We start from the raw sequence: 26,383 nt of genomic DNA, 5'->3' as shown, positions 1-26,383 counted from the left end.
ACCAGGTATGAAGAAGATCATCACATCCGGAATTCTCGCGGTGCTGAGCGCGGCGGGCCTCGCTCTCGCCGCCCTGGTGCTGTCCATGATGTACGCGCTGTCCCGCGACGACTCGGTCAGTGTCCCCGGCCTGATCGACTACACGCAGACGGATGCCCAGCTCAGTCTCCAGCCGTCCGAAGCGTTCCCCCTCGTGATCGCCGTTCTGACCGTCGTCTGCTTTCCCTTCGCCTACCTGGTGACGTCCCGGAGGCAGAGGCGATGAACGCGTGTTTCGGCGATATGGCGGAGGTGGCGCCCCTGGAGGTCGAGGGACTGAGCAAACGCTTCGGCAGCCGTTACGCGCTCCGCGACATCGGGTTCGCCCTGCCCGAGGCCTCGGTGTGCGGGCTCGTGGGAGCCAACGGGGCGGGAAAGTCGACCCTGCTGCGCTGTGTCATCGGCCTCGCCGAGCCGAGCGGCGGAACCGGGCGGGTCTTCGGCGAGGAGATCGGGACGGACCGCGCCAAGCGCCTGGTCTCCTACGCGCCGGACGAACTGCCCATGCCCGACCTGCTCACGGGGACCGAATACATCCAGCTCGTGGCCGGACTGGAATCCCGTCCCCCAGCGCTGGTCGACGACGCCGTGCGCCTCGCCGGCATCTTCGGCATCGACGGCGCGCTGGGCAAACTCGTCGGTTCGTACAGTCATGGCATGAAGCGCAGGCTGCAGTTCTGCGCGGCCTTCAGCAGCGAGGCACCGCTCCTGGTCCTCGACGAGCCGTTCTCCGGCCTCGATGTCGAGGGCTCCGTGCTGCTCCGCCTCGCCCTTCGCACCTGGACCCGGTCCGGGCGGGCCGCGCTCGTGACCATCCACGACCTGCACACGGCCGAGCGGGAATGCGAGTACATCGTGGTCCTCTCCGACGGCAGGCTCGTTGCCGAGGGAGGACCGCATGCCATCAGTGACGCAGCGGGGACCGACTCCCTGGAAGCCGCGGTCCTCCGGCTGAGCGGCCTGGAGGCCGTCTCGGACACCGCGGACGACCTCTTCGGCGAGATCTTGGCTCCGTCCGTCCCCCACCGCAGAAAAGCGAAGCACGGCGTACGGGGGCACGGCTCATGACCCGGTCCCATTCCGTCCGGCCCGCCCTCGCCCTCGCCGGGGCCACAGCGAAGTCCCTGCGCAACACCCTGGGCCAGTTGTTCCGGCGAGCCCCGGTCCTCACCTCGGCGGCGCTGCTCCTGCTGCTCATCTGCGGGCTGGCCATGGTCGCCTTCCAGCTTCAGGCGATCACCCCGCTCATCCACGAGCGGACACTGACCTCGTTGGAGCAACTCCAACTGAAGGACGTCAGCAGGGCGTCGCTCACGGGCATGGCGGCCTCCGCGTGGGGCGTCACCCTCATCCTCGACATCGTCGGGCTGCAGCCGGCCGGCGTCCGCGTCCTCGCCGTCTCCAAGGGCGTGGGGCGCTGGAACCGCGCGCTCGGAGAACTCCTGCCCCCGTACGTCCTCGCGATGACCGTGGCCCTCTTCCTCGTCGGGCCCGTCACCGTCCTCTCCCTGGCCCGCGTCCAGACCACAGGCGGCAGCGGCCTCGGCGCGTCGTTCGTGGCGGCTCTGGCGTTCACGGCGCTCACCGGTCTGATCGCCACCATCACTCCGCTCGCCATCCAGGCACTGACGGCTCTGGTCCTGAGGTCGTCCAACGACGCGCTCGGGGTGAAGTCGGTGAGCGCCTCGGCCTGCGGTGTCCTCCTGATCGCCGGCATCAGCCTGGTGCTCGCCGGTCGCACCTCCGGCCTGTACGTCCTGTGCCCGCCGCTGGCCGTGACCGGGGGCATCCCCGACTCGCTGTCCGATGCAGCTCTCGTCCTCCTCGCCAGCGTGTTGTGGGGCCTGCTGTGCGCGTACGCCCTGTCGTTCGCGGGTACGTCCGGCAGGAACTCGGATCACGGGGCTCCCTGGCGGCTCGCCTTCGTCCGGCTGCCCGGCCGGAGTGCCGGCATCGAGGCCCGGCAGATGCTACGCGACCCCCTCTTCATCGCGGCCACGTCCGTGTCGCTCGCCGCCGCGGCGGCCCTCGCGGTCCTGTTCCACACGGGACACCTGCAGGAGGCGACGGCCTCGCTGGTCCTTCTGGTGCTCTGCGGGATCACTTCGCTGATCACCGGGCTCGCCCCGTTCCGGCTCGCCGAGACGGCGTGGCTCCACGCCGTGCACCCCCGCGGGTTCAGCCGCTGGGCGCGCCACAACGCTCTCGGCGCCCTCGCCGCGGGCCTCCTCACCGTGATCTTCATCAGGGTCGCGAGCCTGCTGCCCCTGGAACCCGGCCGGGACGCGGTCATCGTGTGCATGGCACTGGCGGCGAGCGCCATGAGCGTTCTGTTCGGCCTGGCCACCGTCAACTCAGACTTCTCGGAGAAGCGAGTCGCCCTGCTGGGAAGCGGATTGCTCAGCGGAGGAACCCTGGGCGCTCTCTTCTGGCTCAGCTCCACTGCCGGAGCACTCTCCACGGCAGCCGCGACGGCGGCGTACTGGCTGGTCGTCGCCGTGCTCGCCCATCTGGCCACCCAAGAGGTGATGTGCGTCAAGGACAGGAACTTCGCGCGATCGGCTGAGCAGTGATCGCGCTTCGCCTGACGGTGGTCGTCCTCGTGCACGGCCGCAGGCCGCTTGCCTGGCTGGGCCTCGCCACCACGGTCATGCTGGTATGCGTCTGGCCCGCCGGCTGGCTCATCAGACTCGACGTACTGGCCGCGTTCCTCGGCGTGCCCCTCTGCGTCGTCGTCCACGAGTACGGCCACGCGCGTGCGGCGCTCCTGCTCGGCGCGCGCACGCTCCGGGCCGAGTGGTCCGGAGGCTCGATGGCCGTCTCGCACGAGGACCTCGGCGCGCCGCGCAATCTGCTGGTCGCGCTGAGCGGGCCGGTGACATCGGGGGCCGCCGGGGGCGCCGCTGTCACGGCGGGTCTGGCGCTCGCCTGGCCTCCCCTGTTCGTGCTCGGCCTCGTGGTGGCCCTGCCGGCGGGCACACTGATTCCGCCAGGACACGACGCACGCACCGCATGGAGCCAGGCCCGGCAATGGGCGCGGTCCGCCGGAGCCGAACCCTCCCCCGGCTCCTGACGTCCGGCACCGGCCAGACGCGTCGCTGCCCCAACCTCGCGCAGTCCACCCTGGGCCGGTGCGTGTACGGAATGGACGTCGTAGCGAGTGCAGGTGGTGCCGCTCCCATCTGCCGGAGCCCGGTCCCGAACACCTGGTTCAGAACATCTGGTCCGCAGCCATCGCTTCGTTTCCGTCACCGACCAGGTGCTCGAACCCGACCCCACGGCACGACCCTGCGGTCCTGTGCGCCGGCAAGCCCCTGTCGGCGCACAGGACCGCATCTCCGCGACCCCGTACATACAGCGCGGTTACGGCGTGCGGACCCAGATCTCGATGGTGTGCGGGGGGAGGGTGATGGTCAGTTGGGGACCGGTCTTGGGCGCCAGTCGCTGGTCGTTGACGGTCGGGCTGTAGCGGTGGCCCTCGAAAGAGGCGGCCGTCTGGGTGTCGATGGTGTAGGTGAACGACTCGGTCGCCGAGCGGTTGGTGAGGGCGAACACCTGCTTGCCCTGGGGAGTCTTCCACGCCATGATCCGCTGGTCCCGCAGGACGGTGGACTCCTCGACGTGGTACCGGACGGAGTCCCACGGCATGTACGTGACGAAACCGGCGACGGAGTTCCAGTTTCTCGCATTCCAGTCCCAATGCCCCGGCTTGATGTGCCCGAACTTGGAGAAGTCCGTGTCGTGCGGCGGGCGCCACAGGCCCAGCGAGTAGCCCAGCGACTCTGAGTTGGTGGTGGGCTTCAGCGCGTGCAGCCAGTACCAGGTGGGCGAGTCCTGGAAGGTCATCCAGTTCATGATGGACTGGGCGGTGTTGATGGTGCGCCGGGCGTCGACCTCGCCCTGGAGGTACTCGAACTCGTTGTTGAAGACCGGCTTGCCCTGCGCCAGTCGCTTGAAGTCGTTGTCGATCTGGTAGTCGCTGTCGTAGCCGATGCGGTGGTATGTCCACGCGTCGACGTGCTCGAGTGCCTGCGGGTCGGCGAGGAGGGCCTTGCCGATGTCGTGGCCCCAGCCGTCCTGGCTGTCCGCGGTGATCATGACGTGCGGGTACTTCGCGTGGATCTTCGGCGCGACCGCCTTGAACGTCGCCAGGTACTCCGATCCGCTGTACTGACAGGAGGAGTAGTCGGTCGCGTACCGGGGTTCGTTCTGCAAACCCCACTGGGAGATACGCAATCCACCCGCGGTGAGATAGTCGAGATCGGCGACGAGTGCGTCGCCGAACTCGTCGAGGAAGACGGGGTCGAAGGACGTGAGCCTGCCCTTGATGTAGGAGTTGTTCGACTTCCATCCCGGTGCCGGCGACCAGTACTCGACCGACAGGCCCTCGATCCCGGCCTGGTCGCACATGTCAGCGAGGAGCGCGGTCTGGCCGGGGTAGCGTCCGCGCATGAGCTTCCGGGTCGGGTCGAGGCCGCGGTAGTACAGCCCCATGGCGAGCCGGCAGTAGCGAAAGCCCCGGTCGGACCGTCCCGCCTTCAACATCTGCTGGTAGAACCGGGTGCGCTCGGAGTCGGTCAGGTCGTACGGTACGCCGCTGACCAGATCAGGAAGCCCGTTGTTGCCCGAGCCGATCGAGTCGGACTGGATCTCGAAGCCCAGGCCGAGGATCGTCTGCCGGCGGCCGTTGTCGAACCGGATCGTGTAGTTGCCGGAGGTGGCAGCCCGGGCGGTGGAAAGGTTGATTAGGGGGGACAGAGCTGCTGCGGCGCCGACGACGGACGCGCCACGCAGGATGGACCTGCGGCTTGGAGCCGGTGAACCGTGGGGGGTCATGGCATCTCCTTCGATGACAGGCAACGACGGTGGTAAAGGCGGGGGAACGGTGGCCGAGGTCGGGGCCGGCCGCCTCCGGTCTGCGAGGAGCCAGAAATGGGGGGACGGACCAGGCACCAAGGCTTCAACGAGCGAGATGAAGGTATTCCATATACGAAATCTTGGCTAGATCCCACCGGGACAATGACCAGCACAGGCGGCGCAGATGCGCGGCTGAAGGAAGACGCACGCAAGGCGGTCGACTGCGCCTTCTTGCGCCGGCCGCCACCGGAGCCGCGGCCGGGTTCCCGCGTATATGGACCGTCGAGGCGCTGGGCCCGGCGGTGCGGGAGCACGCCCCGACCCTGAGCGTGCACGACATGAGCAGGTCGGACGGGTACAGGTTCGTACGACTACGAAGGTAATCGTGCCGCCGTCCGGCTCATCCCGGGCTCCTGCGACGGCAGCCACTCGTCGATCGACGGCATGGGCTTCCACGGCGACGCGAAGCACTTCCCCGAGCGCATGGTGGAACCCGGACGGGAAGCAGCCCTCGGCGAAATGCCGGTGACCGCACCCCGCCCCCGCCACGGTGCGCACCTCGGCCACGGAACAAGGCGTCTACACGCCCACGGGAATCAGTCGGTGAGGGACGGGGGAGAGCTCAGCCCCGTGCCGGAGTGCCGCATTCGGGCTGGCGCTTCACCGTCCTCGGGTACCGAGGACGGGCGCCGGCACGGCGGGCCAGGCAGCTGCTCCAGGCACCGCGCCCGCCTCGGGAGACCGCCACGGTCGAGCCGGAGGACGGGACGGAGGGAGAGCGGTTTCACCTGGAACGACGACTCGGTGCCCCTCACCCTGTCGGGCGCCGAGGCTGCGCTTCTCCTTGACGCCATCGGCCGTCATGGCACACCTCCTCCTGACTGTTCACACCTCGATGGCACCGGCCCATCGGCCGCCAAGAGCGGGTACCCGGCCGAGTCTGCATACGAAAACCGTCACCGCGTCCTCCACCCAGCCAACGCAAGCCCGTATTTCGACGACGATATACCTTGTGCGATCTCCGGGCAGGTGGATAGGTTCTCGCATGACATGTCCGAGACATCTCTCGGACGTGCACCCCCCACCGAACGGCAACTCCACGGCCAACCCGAGGACTTGCCACGCCCGAAAGGGATCGTCTTGCACCAGTCGACTCTCAAAGCGCTGTCGATAACGGCGTCAAGTGCCACACTGCTGGGGCTGGCCGCAGTCATGCCCGCGGCGGCCGCCGCACCCTCGCCCAGCACTTCGCAGGCGCAGGCCGTCTCCACCGAACGCCTGGTCGTGGGATACAAGCCCGGAACGCAGGGGGCCCGTTCGAACAGCGTCGCCGTCGCGGACGCTCGGGGGAAGGGCGAAGCCGCCGGCGAGTCGCTGGAGTTCGAGCGCCGAACCGGAACCGGTGCCGTGGTCTTCAGCCTCGGCGGCAAGAAGTCCACGGCCGAAGTCTCCGTCCTCATGGCCGAGTTCCGCGCCGACCCGAACGTCGCTTTCGTCGAGCCCGAGCTCACCGCGCAGCCCCTGGCCGTCAGTGCCGGCCCGAACGACACCGACTACGCCAAGCAGTGGGACCTATTCGAGCCCACCGGCGGCATGAACGTCCCCGGCGCCTGGTCCACCACCAGCGGTGCGGGTGTCGACGTCGCCGTCCTCGATACCGGCTACGTGGCGCACAGCGACGTGGCGGGCAACATCCGGGGCGGCTACGACTTCATATCCGACGCCGCCGCAGCCCGTGACAACGACGGCCGCGACGCCGACCCCGCCGACAAGGGCGACTGGTACGCCGCCTGGGAGTGCGGGGGCAACCCCGCACCCGCCGATTCCTCTTGGCACGGCACCCACGTGGCCGGCACGATCGGCGCGGTCACCGGCAACAGCAAGGGCATCGCGGGCATCGCGTACGGCGCGAAGATCCAGCCCGTACGCGTACTCGGCAAGTGCGGCGGCTCCAGCGTCGACATCGCCGACGCGATCACCTGGGCCTCCGGCGGCAAGGTGCCCGGCGTCCCGGACAACCCGAACCCCGCCAAGGTCATCAACATGAGTCTCGGCGGCCCGTCCTCCAGCTGCCCCCGGACCTACCAGAACGCCATCGACGGCGCGGTCGCCCGCGGCACCACCGTCATCGTCGCGGCGGGCAACAGCAACCAGGACGTCGCCGGGTTCTCCCCCGCCAACTGCGACAACATCATCTCGGTGGCCTCCACCAGCCGTTCGGGCGACCGGGCGTTCTACTCCAACTTCGGCGCGAAGATCGACATCTCCGCCCCCGGCGGCGAGACCCGTCGCTCCACCGACGCTCCGGGCACCGTCACCACGCCGGAGAACGGCATCCTGTCCACGGTGAACGCGAGCAAGACCTCGCCGACCACCGAGACCTACAAGCCGTCCATGGGCACCAGCATGGCGGCCCCCCACATCGCCGGACTCGCGGCGCTCATGAAGGCGACCCGGCCTGTCCTGACCCCGGCGCAGATCGAGAGCGCCCTCAAGGCCAACGCCCGCGAGCTTCCGGGCACCTGCCAGGGCGGCTGCGGCGCGGGCATCGCCGACGCGGCCAAGACGGTCACCGCCCTCACGGGCGACACCACGACGCCCACCGACCCGAAGACGTTCGTCAACACCGAGAACGTCGACATCCCGGACAACGGTGCCGCCGTGACCTCTTCCCTCACCATCACCGGCGTGGCCGGCAATGCCCCGTCCCAGCTGAAGGTCGCCGTCGACATCAAGCACACCTGGCGCGGGGACCTCGCCGTCGATCTCATCGCCCCCGACGGCACCGTCCGCCCGCTCAAGGCGTACGCCGGCAACGACGGCGCCGACAACGTCATCGCCACGTACACCGTCGACGCCTCCTCCGAGAGTGCCGGCGGCACCTGGAAGCTCCGCGTCCAGGACCAGGCCGCTCAGGACACCGGCTACATCGACTCCTGGGGCCTGACCTTCTGATCTCATCTCACGAGGGCACACCGTTCGTCTTGTCGCAGAGCCTGCCGGACTTGATCCGGCAGGCTCTGCCGTTGCGCGGGACGGCAGGGGTCCCCACGGTCCGTGCGCCACACCTGTTCGGGAAGGCGGAGCGCGGAGCCGAACGTCCGGCCGGCCCGGACCGAGGGCGTCTTCCACGACCGTCGCCACCGCAGCGTCTGGGGCCAGGACGTCCGAGGTCTCGTCGACGTACCGCCAGGCAGTGGCCCGGGATATCCCCAAACCGGCTGCGAACTGCGAGAACGCCTCGTTCTCGCGCAGGTGGACGAGCTTGAGCAGCGCCTGCTGGAAGCAGGAGAACCTGCACCGGCGGGTGCTGTGGGGCTGCGATGCAGATGCAGGCGCAGCAGCCAGGTGACCTGCCTCGTCACCACACCCACTGACCAGTCGTCACCCGTGAGGGTGGCCGCCGGCGCAAGCCGCGGCCCCGCAACGCGCCGTCATCGCCTGGTCTACTCGCCCGGGCACAACCTGAGCGAAGCTCGCCGCGTGATTCCGGATCAGCGAGGACACCGCCCACACCTACGTACAGAGCGTGGTCCGACTCCCTACCTCAAGAGCACCGTCCCTACCCCGGGCACTGCGCCGAGTGCGACCGGGATCCGGGAACTGGTCCAACATCCCGCGCAGCGAGGTGAGCTCCTCGGGCGGGCGCCAAAGATCGACGACCTCACAGCGGCGCCGCCTGTCCCTTGGCAGACATCCGCAATCAGCACGTCTCGTCGGCTGAGAACGCGTCAGCTCTGAAGGGGGCTCACAGGGCCCGAGCCGTCCACGCTCCGCCGACCCGCAGCCGTCCAGGACGCAAGAGGTTCAGTGAGCCGGATCCGACGGCCCCACGATCGCCCTCAGCGCCGCGAGGTGACCCTGGTAGGCGTCCCGACCCCGTGGAGTCAGGCAGAGCCACACGCGCTGCCGGGTGTCGCGGACGGCCTTGCGTTGGCCGACGTATCCGGCGTCCATCAGTACGGTGACGTGCTTGCTCAGCACGGAGGCGGAGAAGGCGAGTTGTTTCTGGATCAGACCGAACTCCGCCTCGCCCGCGGCGTCCAGGAGGGCACAGATGCGCAGCCGGTTCGGGGCGTGGATGGTGGCGTCGAACCCCTCCAGGGGGTCGTGGGTTTCGGCGCTCACGCGAGCTTCCGGTGCAGGCGGACGAAGGCGAGGTGGAAGCCAGCGGACGTGGCGGCACCTATCAGGGAGGCCGCGATCAGCCACACCGGCCATCCAGTGACGCGGAACGCGAACGCCGCTCCCACCAGCAGCGCGGGCAGACCGATCGCAAGGGGCACAGTCGCCCGCTTCGGCAGCACGTCGAAACGCAGTGCCACCCCGGTCTTGTCGCACCAGGCCCTGCCTGCGACGGCGAAGAGGGCCGTGTACACCACGGTGATGGCCAGCATGACGCCCATCCAGGCGGGACGCGGCAGCAGCCAGTCCGTGTCGGCCATGACGCCCCCATAGGCGATCGGAAGCGCGGCAGCGTAGAGGGTGACCGTGACAGCGAACCAGTTCGGCCACGGCGTGGCGGACAGCGCTGCGGCGGAGGCTCGGATGTGCTCGGTGTCGGCCAGCGCGGAACGGGCCTGCTCTGGTGTCGGTCGTACCCCGTTTGTTTCCATGACGGAAAGAGTAGCGGAGACTTTCCACTATGGAAAGTGTGCAGTTTCCAGCACGGAAAGTGTCTGCTAGCTGGTGGGCGGAGACAGGTCCCAGGGGGCTCCGACGACGGTGCCCCGACGGCTGCGGTTCGGTCGTCACAGACGGGGAGCTTCGATCAGCCGCCGCGGGGTGCCCCATCCGTCGGCGGCGCCCGTGAAGACCGCGATGCTGCGGCCCTGGGGGCGGGCGTACCCGACGGTGTCCTCGTCCAGCCACGCGGGCTGGACGTCGACGTGCGCCGTTTCGGCGAGCGGGACATCCCGCCTGGTCCGCAGGTCCAGGCCGTGAACAGGCCGTGAAGTCGCCAGCGGCCGCCGTCAACGCGCTTCTTGTACGCGATGCGCGTTCCGTCGGGCGCGAGGGAGGAGCATCCCACGTTCTCACGGACGGAGACGAGCGAGCGTTCCCGGGCGTCCCCCGCATGAGCCAGGTCGCGCCTCGGCCGGCCATCGTCGCGCGGAAGGTGCGGTCGTCCGGGGTGAAGGTGATGCCCCAGAAGTTCCCGTCCTCTTCCGGCGCGGTCCGCCGTCGACGACGGCGGTAAAGTCCTCCGGCGAGCCGCCGCGGGTACCGTCGCACAGATCCCAGAAGCCGACCGTCGCGGAGAAGCGGCCCTGCCGCAGGTGGGAGTCTCCCGAACGGAACACGGTCCAGGCCACCACGTTGCCGGACGGGATGGCCCGCGCCCCGCCGGGTTCGTCCCAGGCCTGGTTCCTGGCGGGTGCGGCTCTCACCGCGGCCCGAGACCGGGATGCGGTTCCAGTGTGGCGACGGGAGCTTCGACGTGGTCGAGTTCCAGCACGACCAGCTCGTTGGGCCCGGAGCGCACGACGGGTGCCGGCACGTACAGGGTGCGCTGGGGACCCCGGCCCCAGTAGCGGCCCAGGCAGAAGCCGTTGACCCAGACGTATCCCTTGCCCCAGCCGCCGAGGGCGAGGAAGCCGTCGGCCTGCTCCTCCGCATCGAAGGTGCCGCGCAGCAGGGCCGGCAGGCGCGTGGGCGGGCAGTCGCCGACGGCCGGTGCCGCGGCCCAGTCGACGGCCGGAAGGTCCGGCAGTGCGAGGGCTGACACGTCCCACCCGTGGACGTACACGCCGCCGTGGAGCACCCCGCCCACGAGGCCCTTGCGCTCGCCGAGGAGCGGTCCGTAGTTCACCCGGCCCATGGATTCGACGAGGATCTCGACGTCGAGGCCCTCCGCGGGCACCTCCAGGTCGAAGGCCGTGCCGGCACCCCGGTCGACGATGCCGAGCAGTATTCCGCCCGCGTACACGTGCGCGCGGTCGGCGAGGCCCGGGAGGGTGAGGGGGCGCGACGGGCGTGGACCGGGGATCCGGGTGCGGTGGCGCACCAGGCCGTGGGCGATGCCGAGTTCCTCGAAGGTGGGCGGATGGGGCGTGCGGCGGGGCGGCTGCGCGAGGGAGGTCCAGCTCTCGCGCAGGGGGAGCGTTCGGTCGAAGCGGACCGCCGCCTCCGGAAGGACCGGCGTGGTCGCCTGTCGCGGCGGCGGGGGGAGCTCGCGGAAGCGGCCGATCACCTCGCGGAATGCCCAGAACTTCTCCGTCGGCCGGCCGCGCTCGTCGATGGGGGCGTCGTAGTCGTACGACGTGATGGTGGGGAGATAGCGGCCGTCGTCGTTCGCGCCCGCCGTCACGCCGAAGCTCGTGCCGCCGTGGACCATGTAGAAGTTGACGCCGGCACCCGCCTTCAGCATCGCCTCCAGCGCCGCCGCGGCGTCCGCGGCGTCCCGCTCGTTGTGCGGCCCGCCCCAGTGGTCGAACCAGCCGTTCCAGAACTCCATGCAGAACGGCGGGTCCTGCGGCCGGTGCCGCCGCAGGACCTCGAAGGCCTCCTCGGGCTTGCTGCCGAAGTTCACCGTCGCCGCCGCGCCCTCGACGAGGCCACCGGTCAGCGTGAGGTCCGTGGGGGCGTCGGAGGTGAAGAGGGGTACGTCGACGCCTCGCGCACGCAGGCCGTCACGGAGGTGTCTCAGATAGCCCGTGTCGTTGCCGTACGAGCCGTACTCGTTCTCGACCTGCACCATGGTGACGTGGCCGCCGCGCGTGATCTGGCGGGCCGCGATCCGGGGGACGAGTTCGTCGAACCACCGGTCGACCGCCGCCAGGTAGGCCGGGTCGCCGGTACGGACGCGGATGTCCGGCGTGCCGGTGAGCCATGCGGGAAGGCCGCCGTTGTCCCATTCGGCGCAGATGTACGGCCCGGGCCGCACGATGGCCTTCAGGCCGATGCCCGCCACCTGGTCGAGGAAGCCCTCGACGTCGGCGAGCCCGTCGAACCGGAAGGTGCCGGGCGACGGTTCATGGAGGTTCCAGGGGACGTACGTCTCGACGGTGTCCAGGCCCATGGCCCGGCACAGTTCGAGCCGCTCGCGCCACTGGGCTGGATGGACCCTGGCGTAGTGGAACGCGCCGGAGACGACCTGCCTACCGCCGTGATGATCAACCGGACCGAAAGCCGGATGATGCTGTGATAGCAACATAGTGGTGCTACCTTAGCGCCACTCGTCGCTCGCTCAAGGGGTTCACCGGGCTTTCCCTGACACCCGAGGAGAGAAGGACCGCATGTCAGACCACGCGACGCCGCAGCAGGTTTCCGGCGTGTACCCGTCCCTGGCCCAGATCGGCGACTTCGGGCCGCCGCGGAGCGAACTGGGCATCGGGTCCCTGATGCCGTGGAACGGCAAGCTGTACGTGCAGAACTACAACTCGCACAAGGCCGCGAGCGGTGGTGGCGTCAGCCTGCGCCGCGTCCACGAGGACTTCTCCCTGGAGGTCGTGCCGGAGACGCTGGGCGTCGACGGCACCTACACCAACCGCTTCGTCCACTACCCGACCGGCCTGCTCGTCCTCGGCCCGCACGTCATCGACCGGCACCACCGGATCCGTACGGTTCCGGAGCTCGTGCCCCTGCGCACCTGCGGCACGGCCAGGCACCTGACCAAGCCGGACACGCACGTGTACGTCCTGGCCATGGAGGGCGAGCTCTTCGAACTCGACGTCACCACCCTCGCGTGCACGCGGATCTTCGACCTCAACGAAGAGCTGGGCACCGAGGGCGAGATGAAGGTCCACTACAAGGACTGCTACACGAGTTTCGGCCGGCTCGTCGTCTGCTCCAACGAGTACGCGGAGCCGGAGTGGGCGGGCGAGCGGGCCCGCGGCCGGCTCGCCGAGTACGACGGCGGCGCCTGGCGGATCATCGAGGACAAGCCCTTCACCGCCATCGGCGGGCGCCATGAGTTCGGCGGCACGATCTTCGCCACGGGGTGGGACCGGGCGTCGGCGATCCTTCAGGTGTTCACCGAGGCGGACGGCTCCTGGACCCGGTACCGCCTGCCGAAGGCATCCCACTGCTTCGACCACAAGTGGCAGACCGAATGGCCGCGGATCCGCGAGGTGGAGCATGAGCGGCTGCTCATGGACCACCACGGGATGTTCTACGAACTGTCCCCGTGGGCGTACGGAGGGCGGATCTGGGGCGTACGGCCGATCTCCACGCACCTGTGGGTGCTCGGGGACTTCTGCTCGTGGCGCGGCATGCTCGTCGCCGGCGCCGACAACGCGTCGCCGAGCCACGGCCTCAACCCGTACACGGCGGAACCGCAGTCCAACATGTGGTTCGGCAAGACGGACGACCTGTGGAACTTCGGCAAGCCCGCCGGCTGGGGCGGTCCCTGGTGGGAGAGCGAGGTCGAGGCCGGCGTGCCGTCCGACCCCTACCTGATGACCGGTTTCGACGGGAAGTGCGTGCACCTGGAGAACCTCGGCGACGAGGACGTGGTCTTCACGGTCGAGGTGGACGTCCACGGGCACGGGCGCTTCGGGTCCGTCGTGGAAGTCGCCGTACCGGCGGGGCAGTTGCGCACACACGTCTTCCCGAGCGGCTTCGGCGCGCACTGGGTGCGGGTCGTGAGCGACCGTCGTACCACCGCCAGCGCCCAGTTGTTCTACACCTGACCCCCGCGGTCCGGAGCGGCGCGGTCAGCGCCGGACCGCGGGCCCGGCCTCGCCGTCCGCGGAGTCGATCTCGTCCCGTACGACTTCGAGGCGGGCGAGCATGCCGGGCACGTCCTCGTCCGGGAAGAGACCGGCGACGCCGATGGCGGCCGCGTCACCTCCGTCGAGCGCCACCGCGAGGGTGCGGTACCCGGCGGGCTCCAGGGTCTTGACGAGGGCGTAGCCGCTGTCGCGGACGGTGGCGAGGGTCCTCGACAACGCGTCGGTGTCGACCGGGTGGCGCGACGGCGCGACGGGGTGCCGCCCCGTGGACCCGTCGTAGAGCTCCCGGACGGCTTCGTCGTCGAGGCGGGCGAGCAGCGCCTGCCCCAGACCGGACGCCGCGGCGGGGTAGAGGGGCTCCCGGCCGAGGCCGGCGCCGGGACTCTCCCCGGGGCTGCTGTGGTAGAGGTAGCAGACCTGGTCCCCCCAGAGGACGCCCATGGCCACCTGGTGCCCGAGGTCGAACAGCGACTCCAGGGGCCCGAGGGCGCGCCGGATCAGCCCCGACCCCCGCAGGCTCTGCGCCGCGAGGACGTGGATGCCCGGCCCCGGAAGGTACTTGCGGTGGGCGTCCTGCTGGGCGAGCCCGACGTACGCCAGGGTCTTGAGCAGCCTGTTGACGCGCGTCGGCTCCAGACCGAGCATCCGGCCGAGCTCGCGCGAACCGACGGGCTCGGCGTGCGAGGCGAGCACTTGGAGGCAAGCCAGTCCGTCGATCAGGGACTGGTTGGGCTGAGCTGGACGCACGGTGCTAACTTAGCATCACGCCAGACGCGCCTCCGCATCTCGCCAGGGCGCACTCCCGGAGGAATAGTCCAAGAAAAGCACGAATTCGTGCATGGCTCTACGAACATCCGTCTTGCGAGGATGCGGTCATGAACGCCACCTCGGACGGGATACCGGTTCGCCGGCCCCTCACCTCGAACGGCTACGCACTCGATCCCAGGGCCGATCGGCTGGGACGACTGAAAGCGGTGACGCCGGAGGAACTGGGCGACAGGGACGCCCTGTCGAGCCGCTTCGCACGGGACGGCTACCTCTATCTGCCGGGCTTCCTGGACGCGGCGACCGTGCTGGACTTCCGCCGGCACTACTTCTCGGCCCTCGCCGGCAGCGGGCTGACCCGGGCGGGAACCGACCCCGGTGAGGGCATCGCCGCCGACCCCGCGGACGTCGACCGCGGGCGGCTGCGGACGAGCCTGTTCAGGGAGGTCGTACCAAGCGCGGAGTACGAGGCGCTCTGCCGCCACCCGCGGCTGGTCGCCTTCTTCCAATGGCTTCTCGGCGAGGACGCCCTGCACCTGCACCGCCGGAAGATCATCCGTCACGTCGGGCCGGGCGAGACCGGGATAGGCACCGCGACCCAGGCCCACTACGACCTGGTCTACCTGCGCGAGGGCACGGACCGGGTGGTGTCGGCCTGGATTCCGCTGGGGGACGTCCCGGTGAGCCGCGGCCCGCTCGTCTACCTGGAGGGCAGCCACCGCGTGACCCTCCGCCAGGAGGCGGAGGGCACGCTCAGGCGTCCGGCCGCCTCCCTCACCGCCGACCTGCCCGCCCTCGCCGACGCGTACGACGCGCGATGGCTCGTCACCGACTTCACCGCCGGCGATGTCATGATCCACAACGCGCACATCATCCACGCTTCGCTCGACAACCGTGATCCGGACGGTGTCTTCCGCCTCTCCACGGACATCCGCTACCAGGCCGCGGCCCAGCCGGTCGACCGGCGCTGGCAGAACCACTGGCACGACGAGGACGGCCTCTGAGCGGAAGCGGCTCAGGGCAGGGTCACCGTCTCGCCGGTCGTGCGGGAGCGTTCCGCCGCCCAGACGACCCGGTGCGTGTCGAGGCTCTCGCGGGCGCCGGACAGGATCCCGGACCTGTCACCGCTGCGCACCGCCTCCAGGAAGGCGGTGACCAGGGCGTGGTCGCCGCCTCCGTGGCCGCCGGCGGCCGTGGCGTCCGAACCCGCCCGGGTGTCGGTCGTCTCCCACTCCCCCGTACGAAAGTCCTGGACGCGCAGGGTGACTCCGTCGCCCTCGACGTAGCCGTGCGTGCCGAACAGCCCGGTCTTGCGGTGGGCCGAGGGGGTGAACGCGGTCATCGTGAAGGAGGCGGTAACGCCGCCCTCGTACTCCAGGGCGACCACCTGGTGGTCGACGACGTCGTTGTCGCAGGCGTAGACGCAGCGGCCGTACGATCCCTCCGCCAGGGCGCGCAGCACCCCGGCCTCCGTGAGGTCGTCCGTGATCACCGAGAGCGGCCAGGAGTCGGGCGTCGCGGTGGGGAGGGGGGCATGTACAGCTTCTTGGCGGAGTACGGGCATACTGCCTCCACCCCGCAGTCCAGGCAGCGGTCGGCCGCGCCGTCCGGCCGGTTCTCGGGGCGGAAGTGGTAGAGGCTGCCGAACGACGACACCCGAACGGCCTTGCGCCCGACGATGCGGGCGAGCCAGTGGCGACCGCGTCGGCGACCCGCGGCCGGCTTCCGCCAGCCGTCCACCACGAGGCCGGGGTCGATCGCTTGGCGGGGGACCATGGCCGTGCGCCGCGACTCCCGCGGCTCGGCTACGGCCATCACGCGGGCCAGGCCGGTGGCCCCGGCGATGTGGGTGTAGGCGGCACCGCGGTTGCCCGCTCCGACGACGGCCAGACGGATCTCCGTTGACATGACGCTCCTTGGTCGAGGGTCGGTTCGTCAGGGAGGGGGAGCCGCCGGCGCGCGGTCCGGCACCGGGCGCCGGCCACTCACCTCCACGTTGATCAGCAGGTCACTTCTGCCAGCCGATGTCCTGCTTCGGGCCGATGAGGAACTGGCTCGCGCCGAAGTTCGCCAGCCCCTTCTTCACCGCCCAGATCGCCGGCCCGTTGTGCATCGGCAGCATGAGCTTCGTCCGGAACGCCTCGACCTCCAGGTCGTTCCACCGCTCGACCTGTTGGGCCTTGTCCGCGATCAGGTTGATCTCCCGGGCCTTCTCGATCATCTTCTTCTGCGTGGCGGAGTCCATCCACGGGTCGGTGCAGAAGAGCCCGCAGAACTCCGCGAAGCCGTAGTCGGGGCGACCGGAGTTCCAGCTCAGGTTGAACGCGTCGTACGTCTTCTCGCTGAGGGTCTTCGAGAGCTCCGTACCGGCGCGCTGGTCGATCGACAGCTGGATGCCGATCTTCTTCATCATCGCCTGCGCCGCGGTGGCCATGTTCTTCTTTCCCGTGTCGTCACCGGTGACCGGCCACACCAGCTTCAGCTTCTGGCCGTCCTTCGCGCGGAAGCCGTCCGGACCCTTCTTCCAGCCCGCGGCGTCGAGGAGTTCGTTGGCCTTGGCCTCGTCGTAGGTGATGCCGACCTTGGCGAGGTTGTCGCGGTACCCGTCCTGGAAGGGGTAGCGGGACATGGAGCCGGGGAGCTTCTCGGTGTAGTTGAGGCCGTCGAACTTGACCTTCAGCAGCGTCTCGCGGTCGAAACCGCGCAGCACCGCCTCGCGGACCCTCTCGTCCTGGAGCACCTTGGAGTCGGGGTTCAGGGTGAGGAAGTTGGTGGACAGGATCGCCGACTGGCGGATCTCGACGTCCTTCATGCCCTTGACCTGGGTGTAGAACTCCTTGGACGGCGCCTTGATGGCGTCGAGCTCGCCGTTGCGGAAGGCGTTCAGCTCGGCCGTGGGCTCCAGGGTGCGGAACACGCGCTGGTCCAGCTTGCCCGGCTCGCCCCACCACTTCGGATTGCGTTCGAGGACGACCGTCCCGGCGTTGTGGTCCACGGACTTGATGTGGTAGGGGCCGGCGCCCCACTCGTTGTGCGGGTTCTCCACGAAGCCCGTGTTGAAGGTCTCGGGGTCGGCCGCGGCCGGGTGAAGCGGCATGACGAACTGGTCCTGCCACCACACCCACGGGCCCTTGTAGGTCACCACGGCCTGGCGGTCGTCCTTGCCGGGCTTGACGGACTCGATCAGGTCGTAACCGTCCGTACCCCCGACCGAGAACTCCTTGTTCTTGCCGTTCGCCGTCTTCCAGCGGGCCTCGAAGGCCCGCCAGTCGATCGGCGTACCGTCGTTGAACTTCGCCTTCGGGTTGATGGTGTAGGTGACGCGGCGGTTGCCGTCGACCAGCTCGTTCTTGACGTCCGTCAGATAGTCCGGGTTCGGCGACCACTCACCGTTCGCGGCCTGCAGGAAGAGAGCCGGGTTGTACCACTCGGAGATCTCCCAACCGCCGGCCGTCGAGTCCGAGTGGAAGGCGTTGAACTGGTCCGGAACCGTGGCCGCCGTGGTGAACGTGCCGCCGTCCTTGAGGTTCTCGCGCGGCTGCGCGTTGTACTGCGGGGCGGCCGCGGCCAGCTTCTCCCTGGAGCGCTGCTCCCCCTTGTCGGTCGTCCCTCCGGACGAACAGGCGGTGAGACCGAGGACGAGGACGACGCCCAGCGTCGCGATCCGCTTCGTGTGCTTCATGGACTTTCCTTGTGTCAGTGGGGGTTTCCGGCGCCGTCGGGGACGGCTCCGGAACGTCAGCGGTGGAGACAGGCGTGCCGGTGGTCGGCTCCCTCCCTTCCCGTGAGCCCGGGGCTGACGGTGGTGCAGAGCCGCTGTTTCTCCTCGGGGAGCGTGGGCTTGAGCGGGCAGCGTCCGGCGAAGGCGCAGCCGGGCGGGTTCTCGGTGGGACTGGGCAGGTCGCCGGTGAGCAGGAGGGGTGCGCGGGAGCGCTCGACCACGGGGTCCGGTACCGGGATCGCGGAGATCAGCGCCTGGGTGTAGGGGTGGGCCGGATCGCCGAAGACGGCGTCGACGTCGCCGTACTCGACGAACCGTCCGAGGTACATCACGCCCACGCGGTCGGTGAGGTGTCGCACCACGGACAGGTCGTGGGAGACGAACAGGTAGGACAGGCCGAGTTCGCCCTGGAGCCGCTGGAGAAGGTTAATCACGCCGGCCTGGATCGACACGTCGAGTGCCGAGACGGGTTCGTCGAGCACCAGCAGCGAGGGCTCGGAGGCCAGGGCGCGGGCGATGCCGATGCGCTGGCGCTGTCCACCCGAGAAGGCGCCCGGGAAGCGGTCGACGTGGGCGGGGTCGAGGCCCACGAGGTCCATGAGCTCGGCGACGCGGGCGTCGATCCGGCCGGCGGGCGCCAGGTCGAAGGCGCGGAGGGGTTCGGCGATCAGCTCGGAGACGGTGAACCGCGGGTCGAGCGCTCCCATCGGGTCCTGGAAGACGATCTGGAGCTTGCGGCGCAGGTCGCGGGCCTCGCGTCCGCGGACCGAGGTGAGGTCGACGCCGTCGAGTTCGATCCGGCCGCCGGCGTTCTTGGCGAGGTCCATGATGGACAGCAGGGTGGTGCTCTTGCCGCAGCCCGACTCCCCGACGATGGCGAGCGTCTCGCCGGCACGGATGTCGAAGGTCAGGCCGTTCACCGCGTGGACGGTGCCGACCCGTCGCTTGAGCACGGCCCCCTTGAGCAGGGGGAACTCGCGGGTGAGCGCGGTGACACCCAGCACGGTCGCGCGGTCGGCCCTGGGCGTCCTGACCACGGTGCCGGGACGGACGTCGGGCCGTGCGAAGACGGAAACGCCGTCGATCGCGCCGTCCGTGATCTCGGAGCTGCGCAGGCAGGCGGTCGTGTGACCGGACGTCAGTTCGATCAGCTCGGGTTCGCGGGCGTGGCAGTCGTCGGTCGCGATCGGGCAGCGGGGGGCGAAAGGACATCGGTCGGGGAGGTCGATCAGGAGCGGCGGATTTCCGGTCACCGGGACGAGGGTGGTGCTCGCGCCTTCGTCGGCGCGCGGTACCGCGCCGAGCAGACCGAGGGTGTACGGCATGCGCGGGTGGTGGAACAGCTCGTCGACCGGCGCGTGTTCCACCGGCCGGCCGGCGTACATCACCATGACGTCGTCGGCCATGCGGGCGACGACACCCATGTCGTGGGTCACCATCATGAGCGCGGCGCCGGTCTCGGCTTGGGCCTTCTTCAGGAGTTCCAGCACCTGGGCCTGGATGGTGACGTCGAGGGCGGTGGTCGGTTCGTCGGCGATGATCACCTTGGGTTCGTTGGCCACCGCCAGGGCGATGACCACACGCTGGCGCATGCCGCCGGAGAACTCGTGCGGGTAGGACCGCATGCGCACGGCCGGGTTCGGAATGCCGACCAGGTCGAGGAGTTCGATGCCGCGCTGCCAGGCCTTCTCCCGGGAGACGTCCCGGTGGGCGCGGATCGCCTCCACGAGCTGCTTGCCGATGCTGTGGACCGGGGTGAGGCTCGTCAGCGGGTCCTGGAAGACCATGGCGATGTCGTTGCCGCGCACGGCGGACATCTCCCGGTCGGTGAGCCCGATGAGCTCGCGGCCTTCCAGGGTGATCGAACCGGTCACAGCGGCCCGGTCGGCGAGGAGCCCGATCACGGACAGCGCCGTCACCGACTTCCCGGAGCCCGACTCCCCGACGACGGCCAGGGTGCGGCCGGCTCGGAGGTCGAAGGAGACGCCGCGCACGGCGTCGACCCGTCCGGCCTCGGAGGGGAAGGACACCCGCAGGTCCCGGACACTCAGGACCGGCGCGGCGGAGCGGGTGAGGTCGGGGGTTGTCCGGGGCAAGGTCGTGGGGGTCATGCGTGTCCTCCTGCACTCGAGTCGGGGTCGAGCGCGTCGCGCAGGCCGTCGGCGATGAAGGCCATCGAGACGGTCAGCAGGGTGAGCGTCACGGCCGGGAACCAGAACTGCCAGGGAGCGCTGTAGACCACGGAACTGCCGCTGCCGATCAGCGCGCCGAGCGACACGTCGGGGGGCTTCACGCCGAACCCGAGGAACGACAGCGCCGTCTCGGACTGGATGGTGGTGACCACGCCCAGGGTGAAGTGGATGGTCAGCATCGAGGCGAGGTTGGGGATGATGTGCCGCCGGACGACGGAGAGGGGCCCGAGCCCCATGTAGCGAGCGGCGGTGACGAACTCGCGCTCGCGCAGCGAGAGCGCCATGGTCCAGATGACGCGGGCGTAGTACATCCACCCGAAGACGACGAGGACGACGATGAGCGTCCGCCAGTCGCCGCCGACGCTGTTCGAGACCAGGGCGAGGATCAGGAAGCTGGGGACCACCAGCAGGAAGTGGATGACCTCCAGGATGATCCGCTCCGTCCGGCCGCCGACGTAGGCGGCGACGGCGCCCACGAAGGCGGCGATCGCGGTGGTGCACAGGGACACGACCAGGCCGATGACCAGCGAGCGCTGGATGCCGTGGGCCAGCTGCGCGTACAGGTCGTTTCCCGCCCCGTTGGTGCCGAACCAGTGCTCGGCACTGGGGGGCTGGTTGATCGCCAGGAAGTCGACGTCCTCGTACGTGTGTGGTGTGAACGCTCCGCCGGCCAGTCCGAACAGGGCGATCAGGAGGAGGATGAACACGCCCGCCACGGCCGTCCTGTTGCGCAGGAAGCGGGTGAGGTACAGCCGTCCCTTGCGGCGCCCGGGCCGGGGCGCGGCGCTGTTCGTCGCCGTGCCCGCCGCCGCTGTCGTGGCGCTGTCCTCGGCGAGGGCGGTCAGTGTCTTGCCGGTCATGTCAGCTCACCCGCGTCCGGGGGTCGAGGGCGACGACGACGATGTCGGAGAGCACCGCGCCGATGGCCGTCACCAGGGCGCCGAAGGCGGCCACCGCCACGACGCCGTGGATGTCGTTCTTGGCGATGGTCGTCACGAAGTAGCGGCCCATGCCCTCCCAGCCGAAGATCGATTCGGAGATCACGGCGCCGGTGAAGACGGCGGGGATGGAGAAGGCGACCGAGGTGGCGACCGGGATCAGGGAGGTGGGCAGCGCGTGCCGCCGGATCGCGGCCGCCTTGGTCAGTCCCTTGGCGCGGGCGGTGCGCACGTAGTCGGCGTTGATGTGGTCGAGCAGCAGCGCGCGCTGGAGGAAGTGGTAGCCGGCGTATCCGGTGACGACGAGGCTGAAGGTGGGCAGCAGCAGGTGGCGCGCGGTGTCCAGTGCGGTCGCCCACAGCCCGGTCACCCCGACGCTGCCGGACCCGGACACGAACAGCACCGTCTCGCCCATCTGTTCGTTGAAGGTGATGCCGCCGACCACCGCGATCAGTGCCATCACGGGTGCGGGGATGTTGAGGGCGACGACGGAGACCTGCTGCCAGAAGCGGTCGGACGCCTTGTACTGGCGGGAGGCGGTGAAGACTCCGAGGGTGACGCCGAGGACGGTGGCGAGGATCGTGGCGCCGAGGACGAGCTCGGCGCTGACCCAGATCCTGCTCGCTACCTGTCCGTTGACGGCGAGGCCTTCCGGGCTGAACCCCCAGCTCCAGTCGGTGACGATTCCGCCGGCCCAGTCCCACCATCGGTGCAGGAGGGGTTCCTCGTCGTTCAGGTTGTAGCGGTCGAGGTTGGCGTCGACGGCGTATTCGGGCACCGGTGGGGTCCGCTCCAGGTAGTTGGCGCGGGGGTCCAGGAACGACGAGGCCAGGAAGTACGTGAGATTCGTGGCCAACACGATCATCAGGACCCAGCCGAAGAGCCGGCGCACGACGTACGTGATCATGGTCCGCACTCCTCTCGGAAGGCGTCGGGTCGGGGGAGGTGGAGCATCGGGGCGGGGGCGGCGGATCACCAGGCCCCTGCCCCGGTCGCGGAGGTGGATCAGCGCACCGCGTCGAGTGCGTCGACCACGCCCTCGCCGTAGTGGCTGTTGTTCTCCGCCGGGCCCTGGCAGGCGGGGCCCTTGTCGCCCTCGGCGGGCTCGCAGGAGTGGTCCTCGGCCTGGTCCCGCAGCGCTTCGAGCATCTGCGCGGGGGTCCGGTGAGGGTGTGCCGACTTCATCAGCGCCAGCACGCCGGCCACGTGCGGCGAGGCCATCGAGGTGCCGGCCCAGGCGTCGTAGCCCCCGCCGGGGATGGTCGACATGACGTCCCGGCCGGGGGCGGCCACGTCGATCGCGCCGAGTCCGCGGCTGGAGAAGGAGGCCAGCTGTCCCTTGCTGTTGACGGCCGACACGGTCGCCACGCCGTCGAGCTCGCCCGGTAGGTGGAGACAGTCGTTGTTGATCTTCCGCTGGACCGGGTAGGTGTCGGTGGTCTTCGCCGTCAGGTCGGTGGTCCCGTTGCCGGCCGCGGCGGCGTGCACGACCCCCTTCCTCGTCGCGTACTCGACCGCCTTGCGCACCGCGCTGACCGATGCGGCCTGCTCCGGCTGGTCGGTGCACCAGAAGGTGAACGGGTCGACGTAGTAACTGCTGTTGGTGACGTCGAACCCGTTCCGCGCGGCCCACATGAAGCCGCAGACGGCGTACTCGGGGTAGATCATGTTCTCGTCACCGGTGACCTTCACCGAGGCGACGCGGACCTTGGGCGCGACACCGACGACGCCCCTGCCGTTGCGTTCCGCGGCGATGATGCCCGCGACGTGGGTGCCGTGGCCGTTTACGGTGCTGTGCCAGTCCGTCGCGCTGCGGTCAGGGCGGCCGGCGTCCGCGCAGTTCACCGACTTCGAGGGGTCCAGATTGGACTTCAGGTCGGGGTGGCCGGGGTCGATGCCGGTGTCCAGGACACCGACGAGGACGTCACGCGACCCCTCGGTGATCCGGTGGGCCTGGTCGGCCTTGATCGCCTTCAGTGCCCACTGCTCCGACTCCCGCGGGTCGGGCTTGCTCACGCCGGGCTGCGCGGCGGGAGGAACCGGTTCCGGCGTGGACCAGGGCGTCTCGATGCCCTCCGGTGTGCCCTCGTACACGGTGCCGTAGCGGGTGGGGCCCATCGACTCGACGAACCGGCCGCCACGGCGCTTGACGTCGACGCGGAAGGCGGCGCGGTCGGAGTGCGCGACCACGACTCCGATCTCGGGCCAGGACTGGACGACCACGCCGCCGGACTTCACGACCGCGCGTTCGACCTGCTGGACGTGCCCGGGATTCGCCCGGGTGGTGTTGATGACGTAGCTGAACAGCTCGCCGTCGGGCGTCTCGAACGTCACCGGTGTGGACGGTCCGTCGGAGACGGGCGTGGAGCGTGGAGAGGGCGCGGCTCCGGCGACTCCGCCGGCGAGCACGGCGGTGAGCATGCCTGCCGTGGCGAGTGCGAGGCCCATGTGAACAGGCTTGTGCGGCATGGTGTTTCCCTTCTCGGCGCTGGTCGATGGTGCGAGGGGTCGAGGCAGGTCGGAGCCGTCGCGCCGAGTTCCTGACCGTCCGCGTCTCGACGGTGAAGCGGGAGTGGCGGTGTGGTTGTATCCCGGTGGCCGACCGCGTGGTGCCCAATCGAGTCATTGGCATGTTCTGGACGGCAGCCGGGCGGCGGCAGCGGCTGCGACCGTGCGGGACACGGACCGTGGGCCCTTCCGCTCCCTCACCCGTCACGCGGGGTCGCCCGTTCGCGCCACTGGCGGGATCTGGCGACCAGGGGGCTCCGCGTCGGTTAGAAACAGCTCACGCACCGCCGCTCTGCGGTTGTGCGTCGCTGCCACGCCGGCCTGCGGGCCGCTGTCACGCCCCTGGCGACCGGACGACGAGGGAGACACGACACCGTGACCGACCCGACCGTCACCGATCCGCGGCCTCTCCAGTGATGCGTACGAACGTCGCCGCCGCACTGCGCCGGCTGGGCATCGGCGACGCGGCGACGCGTGTCTACGTCGAACTGCTCGAACGGTCCCCCGCCCCACTCGACGTGATCGGCAAGGCGGTGGGCCTCTCAGGGGAACGGCTGCTGTCCGTGTACGGCGAGCTGGTGGACGCCGGACTTGCCGGAGCCGCAGCCGGAGTCCGGGACCTCGCGGCCCCGGTACCGCCCGCCGCGTCCCTGCAGGTGCTCCGCAGGCACCGGGCCGCGGAGCTCGACGAGTTCGGGATCGCCGTGACCGGCGCCTTCGACACGTTCCGGCGTGCACGGCTCGCCGCGCACCACGCGGACGTGGTCGAACTCGTCACCGGCGAAGAGATCGGCCCACGGGTACGCCAGGCTTGGCAGAGCGCCGAGCTGAGGATCCGGCAGTTCGACTCGCCGCCGTACTTTCCCCTGGCCGGGGGCGGCGACGCCGCACTCGCCACTCTCCGGCGCGGGGTCGTCCAGCGGGTGGTCTACTCACGGGCCTCCCTGGAGGTGCCGGGGAACCTGGTGCGGAACATCGAACCATGTCTCGCCGCCGGCGAGCAGGCCCGTGTCCTGCCCTCGCTCCCGGTCAAGCTGCTCATCATCGACGACGCGTACGCCCTGGTCTCGCTGTCCATCCAGGAGGCCGAAGTACACAACACCATGCTCGTCGTGCAGCCCTGCGGCCTCTTCTCGGCACTCGTCGCCCTGTTCGAACAGACCTGGCAGAACGCTCTGCCGTTCCACGGTCACGTCCCCCGGCCCCACCGGCTGGTCCCGGCGGACCGCCGCCTGCTGGCACTCCTCGCGGCCGGAGTCCCGGACGAGGAGATCGCGCGGAACCTGGGCATCAGCCGCCGCACCCTCTCCCGCAGGGTGGAGACCCACATGAACCGGCTCGGCGCGACCACGCGCTTCCAGATGGCCCTCCAGGCACAGCACCGGGGCTGGCTGTGACCGGCGCCGGCCGCCGTGGTGAGGGCCTCGACGCCGAGCCGTGCGTCCGCGCCGACGACCGGCGCCTCGGAGGGTCTCAGCGACGCCTTCGGGCAGCCGGCGAACTCGTCCTCCATGGTGTGCCGATGGCACGGCGGAGGCCTCCCGAGCCGTTACGGCCTTCACAGCCAGCCGCGACGGTGGATCTGGAGCGCCATCTGGAAGCGTGTACTGGCGCCGACCCGGGCCATCAGGACCTCGATGCGCCGGGACAGGGTGCGCCGACTGATCCCCATCTCCAGGGCGATGTCGTCGTCGCTGACGCCGCCGGCCAGCAGCGCCAGCAGACGTCGCTCCGCCGGCGGAAGACGCGAAGGCGACGGCCCCGGTGCGCCGGGGAACGGCAGTGCCTGCTGCCACGTCTGCTCGAACAGGGCGACGAGAGCGGAGAACAGGCCGCACGGCTGCACGACGAGCATGGTGTTGTGCACGTCGACGTCGGCGATCGACAGCGAGACCAGGGCGTACGCGTCGTCGATGATGATCAGTTTGACCGGGAGCGAGGGCAGCACACGCGCCTCCTCCCCCGCCGCGATGCACGGCTCGATGTTCGCGGCGAGGTTGCCGGGCAGCTCCAGCGACGCCCGCGAGTAGACCACGCGCTGGGTGACACCACGGCCGAGGGTGTCCAGCGCCACCCCTGTGCCGGACCCGACGGAGTAGTACGGAGGCGTGTCGAACTGGCGTATCTGCTCGCGGGCGCCCGCCCATGCCTGGCGTGCCCGACGGCCGACGTCCTCGCCGGTGACCACGTCGACGAGATCCTCGTTGTGCGCCGCGAGCCTCAGTCGCCGGAACGCCTCGAAGGCACCGGCCACCGTGATGCCGGACGCGTCGGCCTCCGCCGCGCGGCGCCTGGTCAGCGCCTTCAGCGCGACACCCGGCGGGACGGGCGCCGCGAGGTCGTCCTCTCCCACGGCACCGCAGGCCAAGCCGACGTCGACCAGTTCGCCATACGCCACGGCCAGGTGCTCACCCTCCAGCTCGGCCGCCGCCCCGACCGCGCTCAGCGAGGCGGGCGCCATCCGCAGCAGCACGAGGTAGACCCGTACCGCCTCGGCCCCGATTCCCAGTCCTCGAAGGGCCTCCGCGACCTTCGTCTCGTCCATGCGTCACAGCCTTCCCGCTCACCGTCGTTCATCTGGTCCGATCACCATCCGTCAAGGAGTGACATCGGCTTCCCTCACGCGCGAGCCCGTCACGACCTCCGAGCCGGCACCGGCCTCCCGCCGGCGTCTGCTCGACACGGTGG

Annotated in this window: 21 protein-coding genes and 1 pseudogene; 8 read left to right on the top strand and 14 right to left on the bottom strand. The window is 69.9% G+C overall.

Features of this window, described 5'->3' with window-relative positions; genetic code table 11:
* Window positions 1–7 precede the first annotated feature (7 nt).
* From AB0E19_RS22705 to AB0E19_RS22690, 4 genes are read left to right on the top strand one after another with little or no spacing between them, the layout of a single operon-like run.
* On the top strand, window positions 8–265 hold the full coding sequence (locus AB0E19_RS22705; protein ID WP_362183034.1) for a hypothetical protein: 258 nt from the start codon (window positions 8–10) through the stop codon (window positions 263–265).
* On the top strand, window positions 262–1,107 hold the full coding sequence (locus AB0E19_RS22700) for an ABC transporter ATP-binding protein (protein WP_362183031.1): 846 nt from the start codon (window positions 262–264) through the stop codon (window positions 1,105–1,107). Before AB0E19_RS22705 ends, AB0E19_RS22700 begins: the two co-directional genes overlap by 4 nt.
* Window positions 1,104–2,612, top strand: a complete 1,509-nt coding sequence (locus AB0E19_RS22695; RefSeq protein ID WP_362183028.1) for a hypothetical protein — start codon at window positions 1,104–1,106, stop codon at window positions 2,610–2,612. The genes AB0E19_RS22700 and AB0E19_RS22695 overlap by 4 nt, the downstream gene beginning before the upstream one ends.
* Window positions 2,609–3,112, top strand: coding sequence for a hypothetical protein (locus AB0E19_RS22690; RefSeq protein WP_362183025.1), 504 nt, complete (start codon window positions 2,609–2,611; stop codon window positions 3,110–3,112). The genes AB0E19_RS22695 and AB0E19_RS22690 overlap by 4 nt, the downstream gene beginning before the upstream one ends.
* Window positions 3,113–3,402: 290 nt before the next feature.
* Here the strand turns inward: AB0E19_RS22690 and AB0E19_RS22685 are convergent, their stop codons facing one another.
* Window positions 3,403–4,875: a hypothetical protein gene (locus AB0E19_RS22685; RefSeq protein ID WP_362183022.1), complete on the bottom strand. Its 1,473-nt coding sequence runs from the start codon at window positions 4,873–4,875 to the stop codon at window positions 3,403–3,405.
* 1,233 nt (window positions 4,876–6,108) lie between these two features.
* Here AB0E19_RS22685 and AB0E19_RS22680 point away from each other — a divergent pair.
* Window positions 6,109–7,851, top strand: coding sequence for a S8 family serine peptidase (locus AB0E19_RS22680; RefSeq protein WP_362183019.1), 1,743 nt, complete (start codon window positions 6,109–6,111; stop codon window positions 7,849–7,851).
* A gap of 204 nt (window positions 7,852–8,055) precedes the next feature.
* Here the strand turns inward: AB0E19_RS22680 and AB0E19_RS22675 are convergent.
* The 4 genes and pseudogenes from AB0E19_RS22675 to AB0E19_RS22660 all read right to left on the bottom strand — a co-directional run.
* Window positions 8,056–8,208, bottom strand: a pseudogene (locus tag AB0E19_RS22675) (transposase family protein); the annotation flags it as partial.
* A 495-nt stretch (window positions 8,209–8,703) separates the two neighbouring features.
* Window positions 8,704–9,024: a transcriptional regulator gene (locus AB0E19_RS22670; RefSeq protein ID WP_362183016.1), complete on the bottom strand. Its 321-nt coding sequence runs from the start codon at window positions 9,022–9,024 to the stop codon at window positions 8,704–8,706.
* The gene (locus AB0E19_RS22665) at window positions 9,021–9,512 is read right to left on the bottom strand and encodes a hypothetical protein (RefSeq protein WP_362183014.1); all 492 of its coding nucleotides are present in this window, start codon (window positions 9,510–9,512) and stop codon (window positions 9,021–9,023) included. Before AB0E19_RS22665 ends, AB0E19_RS22670 begins: the two co-directional genes overlap by 4 nt.
* Window positions 9,513–10,282: 770 nt before the next feature.
* Window positions 10,283–12,052, bottom strand: coding sequence for a beta-galactosidase family protein (locus AB0E19_RS22660; protein ID WP_362183011.1), 1,770 nt, complete (start codon window positions 12,050–12,052; stop codon window positions 10,283–10,285).
* Between the two features lie 82 nt (window positions 12,053–12,134).
* Between AB0E19_RS22660 and AB0E19_RS22655 the strand changes: the two genes are divergently transcribed.
* Window positions 12,135–13,529 carry a hypothetical protein gene (locus AB0E19_RS22655; RefSeq protein WP_362183008.1) on the top strand — a complete coding sequence of 465 codons (1,395 nt, stop codon included), beginning with the start codon at window positions 12,135–12,137 and terminating at the stop codon, window positions 13,527–13,529.
* Window positions 13,530–13,553: 24 nt separating this feature from the next.
* Here the strand turns inward: AB0E19_RS22655 and AB0E19_RS22650 are convergent, their stop codons facing one another.
* Window positions 13,554–14,318: a helix-turn-helix domain-containing protein gene (locus AB0E19_RS22650; RefSeq protein WP_362183005.1), complete on the bottom strand. Its 765-nt coding sequence runs from the start codon at window positions 14,316–14,318 to the stop codon at window positions 13,554–13,556.
* A gap of 128 nt (window positions 14,319–14,446) precedes the next feature.
* Between AB0E19_RS22650 and AB0E19_RS22645 the strand changes: the two genes are divergently transcribed.
* Window positions 14,447–15,340, top strand: coding sequence for a phytanoyl-CoA dioxygenase family protein (locus AB0E19_RS22645; protein ID WP_362183002.1), 894 nt, complete (start codon window positions 14,447–14,449; stop codon window positions 15,338–15,340).
* A gap of 11 nt (window positions 15,341–15,351) precedes the next feature.
* Here the strand turns inward: AB0E19_RS22645 and AB0E19_RS22640 are convergent, their stop codons facing one another.
* From AB0E19_RS22640 to AB0E19_RS22610, 7 genes are all read right to left on the bottom strand, one after another.
* Window positions 15,352–15,828, bottom strand: a complete 477-nt coding sequence (locus AB0E19_RS22640) for a hypothetical protein (RefSeq protein WP_362182998.1) — start codon at window positions 15,826–15,828, stop codon at window positions 15,352–15,354.
* Entirely contained in the window at window positions 15,825–16,244 is a 420-nt protein-coding gene (locus AB0E19_RS22635; RefSeq protein WP_362182995.1) for a hypothetical protein, read from the bottom strand. Before AB0E19_RS22635 ends, AB0E19_RS22640 begins: the two co-directional genes overlap by 4 nt.
* 100 nt (window positions 16,245–16,344) lie before the next feature.
* The gene (locus tag AB0E19_RS22630; protein WP_362182992.1) at window positions 16,345–18,018 is read right to left on the bottom strand and encodes an ABC transporter family substrate-binding protein; all 1,674 of its coding nucleotides are present in this window, start codon (window positions 18,016–18,018) and stop codon (window positions 16,345–16,347) included.
* Window positions 18,019–18,074: 56 nt separating this feature from the next.
* Window positions 18,075–20,168, bottom strand: coding sequence for an ABC transporter ATP-binding protein (locus tag AB0E19_RS22625; RefSeq protein ID WP_362182989.1), 2,094 nt, complete (start codon window positions 20,166–20,168; stop codon window positions 18,075–18,077).
* Window positions 20,165–21,109, bottom strand: a complete 945-nt coding sequence (locus tag AB0E19_RS22620) for an ABC transporter permease (protein WP_362182987.1) — start codon at window positions 21,107–21,109, stop codon at window positions 20,165–20,167. Before AB0E19_RS22620 ends, AB0E19_RS22625 begins: the two co-directional genes overlap by 4 nt.
* A 1-nt stretch (window position 21,110) precedes the next feature.
* The gene (locus tag AB0E19_RS22615) at window positions 21,111–22,094 is read right to left on the bottom strand and encodes an ABC transporter permease (RefSeq protein ID WP_362182984.1); all 984 of its coding nucleotides are present in this window, start codon (window positions 22,092–22,094) and stop codon (window positions 21,111–21,113) included.
* 98 nt (window positions 22,095–22,192) lie between these two features.
* On the bottom strand, window positions 22,193–23,635 hold the full coding sequence (locus AB0E19_RS22610) for a S8 family serine peptidase (RefSeq protein ID WP_362182981.1): 1,443 nt from the start codon (window positions 23,633–23,635) through the stop codon (window positions 22,193–22,195).
* A 476-nt stretch (window positions 23,636–24,111) separates the two neighbouring features.
* Here AB0E19_RS22610 and AB0E19_RS22605 point away from each other — a divergent pair, with 476 nt between their 5' ends.
* On the top strand, window positions 24,112–25,092 hold the full coding sequence (locus AB0E19_RS22605) for a helix-turn-helix transcriptional regulator (RefSeq protein ID WP_362182978.1): 981 nt from the start codon (window positions 24,112–24,114) through the stop codon (window positions 25,090–25,092).
* 161 nt (window positions 25,093–25,253) lie between these two features.
* On the opposite strand, the gene AB0E19_RS22600 is transcribed toward AB0E19_RS22605, so the two are convergent.
* A complete protein-coding gene (locus tag AB0E19_RS22600; RefSeq protein WP_362182975.1) occupies window positions 25,254–26,240 on the bottom strand; it encodes a helix-turn-helix transcriptional regulator in 987 nt (328 codons plus the stop codon).
* Window positions 26,241–26,383 lie beyond the last annotated feature (143 nt).

Origin of the sequence: Streptomyces sp. NPDC047974 (assembly GCF_040653375.1) — a bacterium.
GTDB lineage: Bacteria > Actinomycetota > Actinomycetes > Streptomycetales > Streptomycetaceae > Streptomyces.
This window is presented reverse-complemented; position numbering and strand designations above follow the sequence as displayed.

Bases quoted from the DNA above. Each gene is read 5' to 3' on its own strand.
- AB0E19_RS22600 (WP_362182975.1), bottom strand. From the start codon at position 26,240: ATGGACGAGACGAAGGTCGCGGAGGCCCTTCGAGGACTGGGAATCGGG.
- AB0E19_RS22615 (WP_362182984.1), bottom strand. From the start codon at position 22,094: ATGATCACGTACGTCGTGCGCCGGCTCTTCGGCTGGGTCCTGATGATC.
- AB0E19_RS22655 (WP_362183008.1), top strand. From the start codon at position 12,135: ATGTCAGACCACGCGACGCCGCAGCAGGTTTCCGGCGTGTACCCGTCC.
- AB0E19_RS22665 (WP_362183014.1), bottom strand. From the start codon at position 9,512: ATGGAAACAAACGGGGTACGACCGACACCAGAGCAGGCCCGTTCCGCG.
- AB0E19_RS22660 (WP_362183011.1), bottom strand. From the start codon at position 12,052: ATGTTGCTATCACAGCATCATCCGGCTTTCGGTCCGGTTGATCATCAC.
- AB0E19_RS22680 (WP_362183019.1), top strand. From the start codon at position 6,109: ATGCCCGCGGCGGCCGCCGCACCCTCGCCCAGCACTTCGCAGGCGCAG.
- AB0E19_RS22685 (WP_362183022.1), bottom strand. From the start codon at position 4,875: ATGACCCCCCACGGTTCACCGGCTCCAAGCCGCAGGTCCATCCTGCGT.
- AB0E19_RS22610 (WP_362182981.1), bottom strand. From the start codon at position 23,635: ATGGGCCTCGCACTCGCCACGGCAGGCATGCTCACCGCCGTGCTCGCC.
- AB0E19_RS22700 (WP_362183031.1), top strand. From the start codon at position 262: ATGAACGCGTGTTTCGGCGATATGGCGGAGGTGGCGCCCCTGGAGGTC.
- AB0E19_RS22620 (WP_362182987.1), bottom strand. From the start codon at position 21,109: ATGACCGGCAAGACACTGACCGCCCTCGCCGAGGACAGCGCCACGACA.
- AB0E19_RS22645 (WP_362183002.1), top strand. From the start codon at position 14,447: ATGAACGCCACCTCGGACGGGATACCGGTTCGCCGGCCCCTCACCTCG.
- AB0E19_RS22630 (WP_362182992.1), bottom strand. From the start codon at position 18,018: ATGAAGCACACGAAGCGGATCGCGACGCTGGGCGTCGTCCTCGTCCTC.
- AB0E19_RS22605 (WP_362182978.1), top strand. From the start codon at position 24,112: ATGCGTACGAACGTCGCCGCCGCACTGCGCCGGCTGGGCATCGGCGAC.
- AB0E19_RS22625 (WP_362182989.1), bottom strand. From the start codon at position 20,168: ATGACCCCCACGACCTTGCCCCGGACAACCCCCGACCTCACCCGCTCC.
- AB0E19_RS22705 (WP_362183034.1), top strand. From the start codon at position 8: ATGAAGAAGATCATCACATCCGGAATTCTCGCGGTGCTGAGCGCGGCG.
- AB0E19_RS22695 (WP_362183028.1), top strand. From the start codon at position 1,104: ATGACCCGGTCCCATTCCGTCCGGCCCGCCCTCGCCCTCGCCGGGGCC.
- AB0E19_RS22635 (WP_362182995.1), bottom strand. From the start codon at position 16,244: ATGTCAACGGAGATCCGTCTGGCCGTCGTCGGAGCGGGCAACCGCGGT.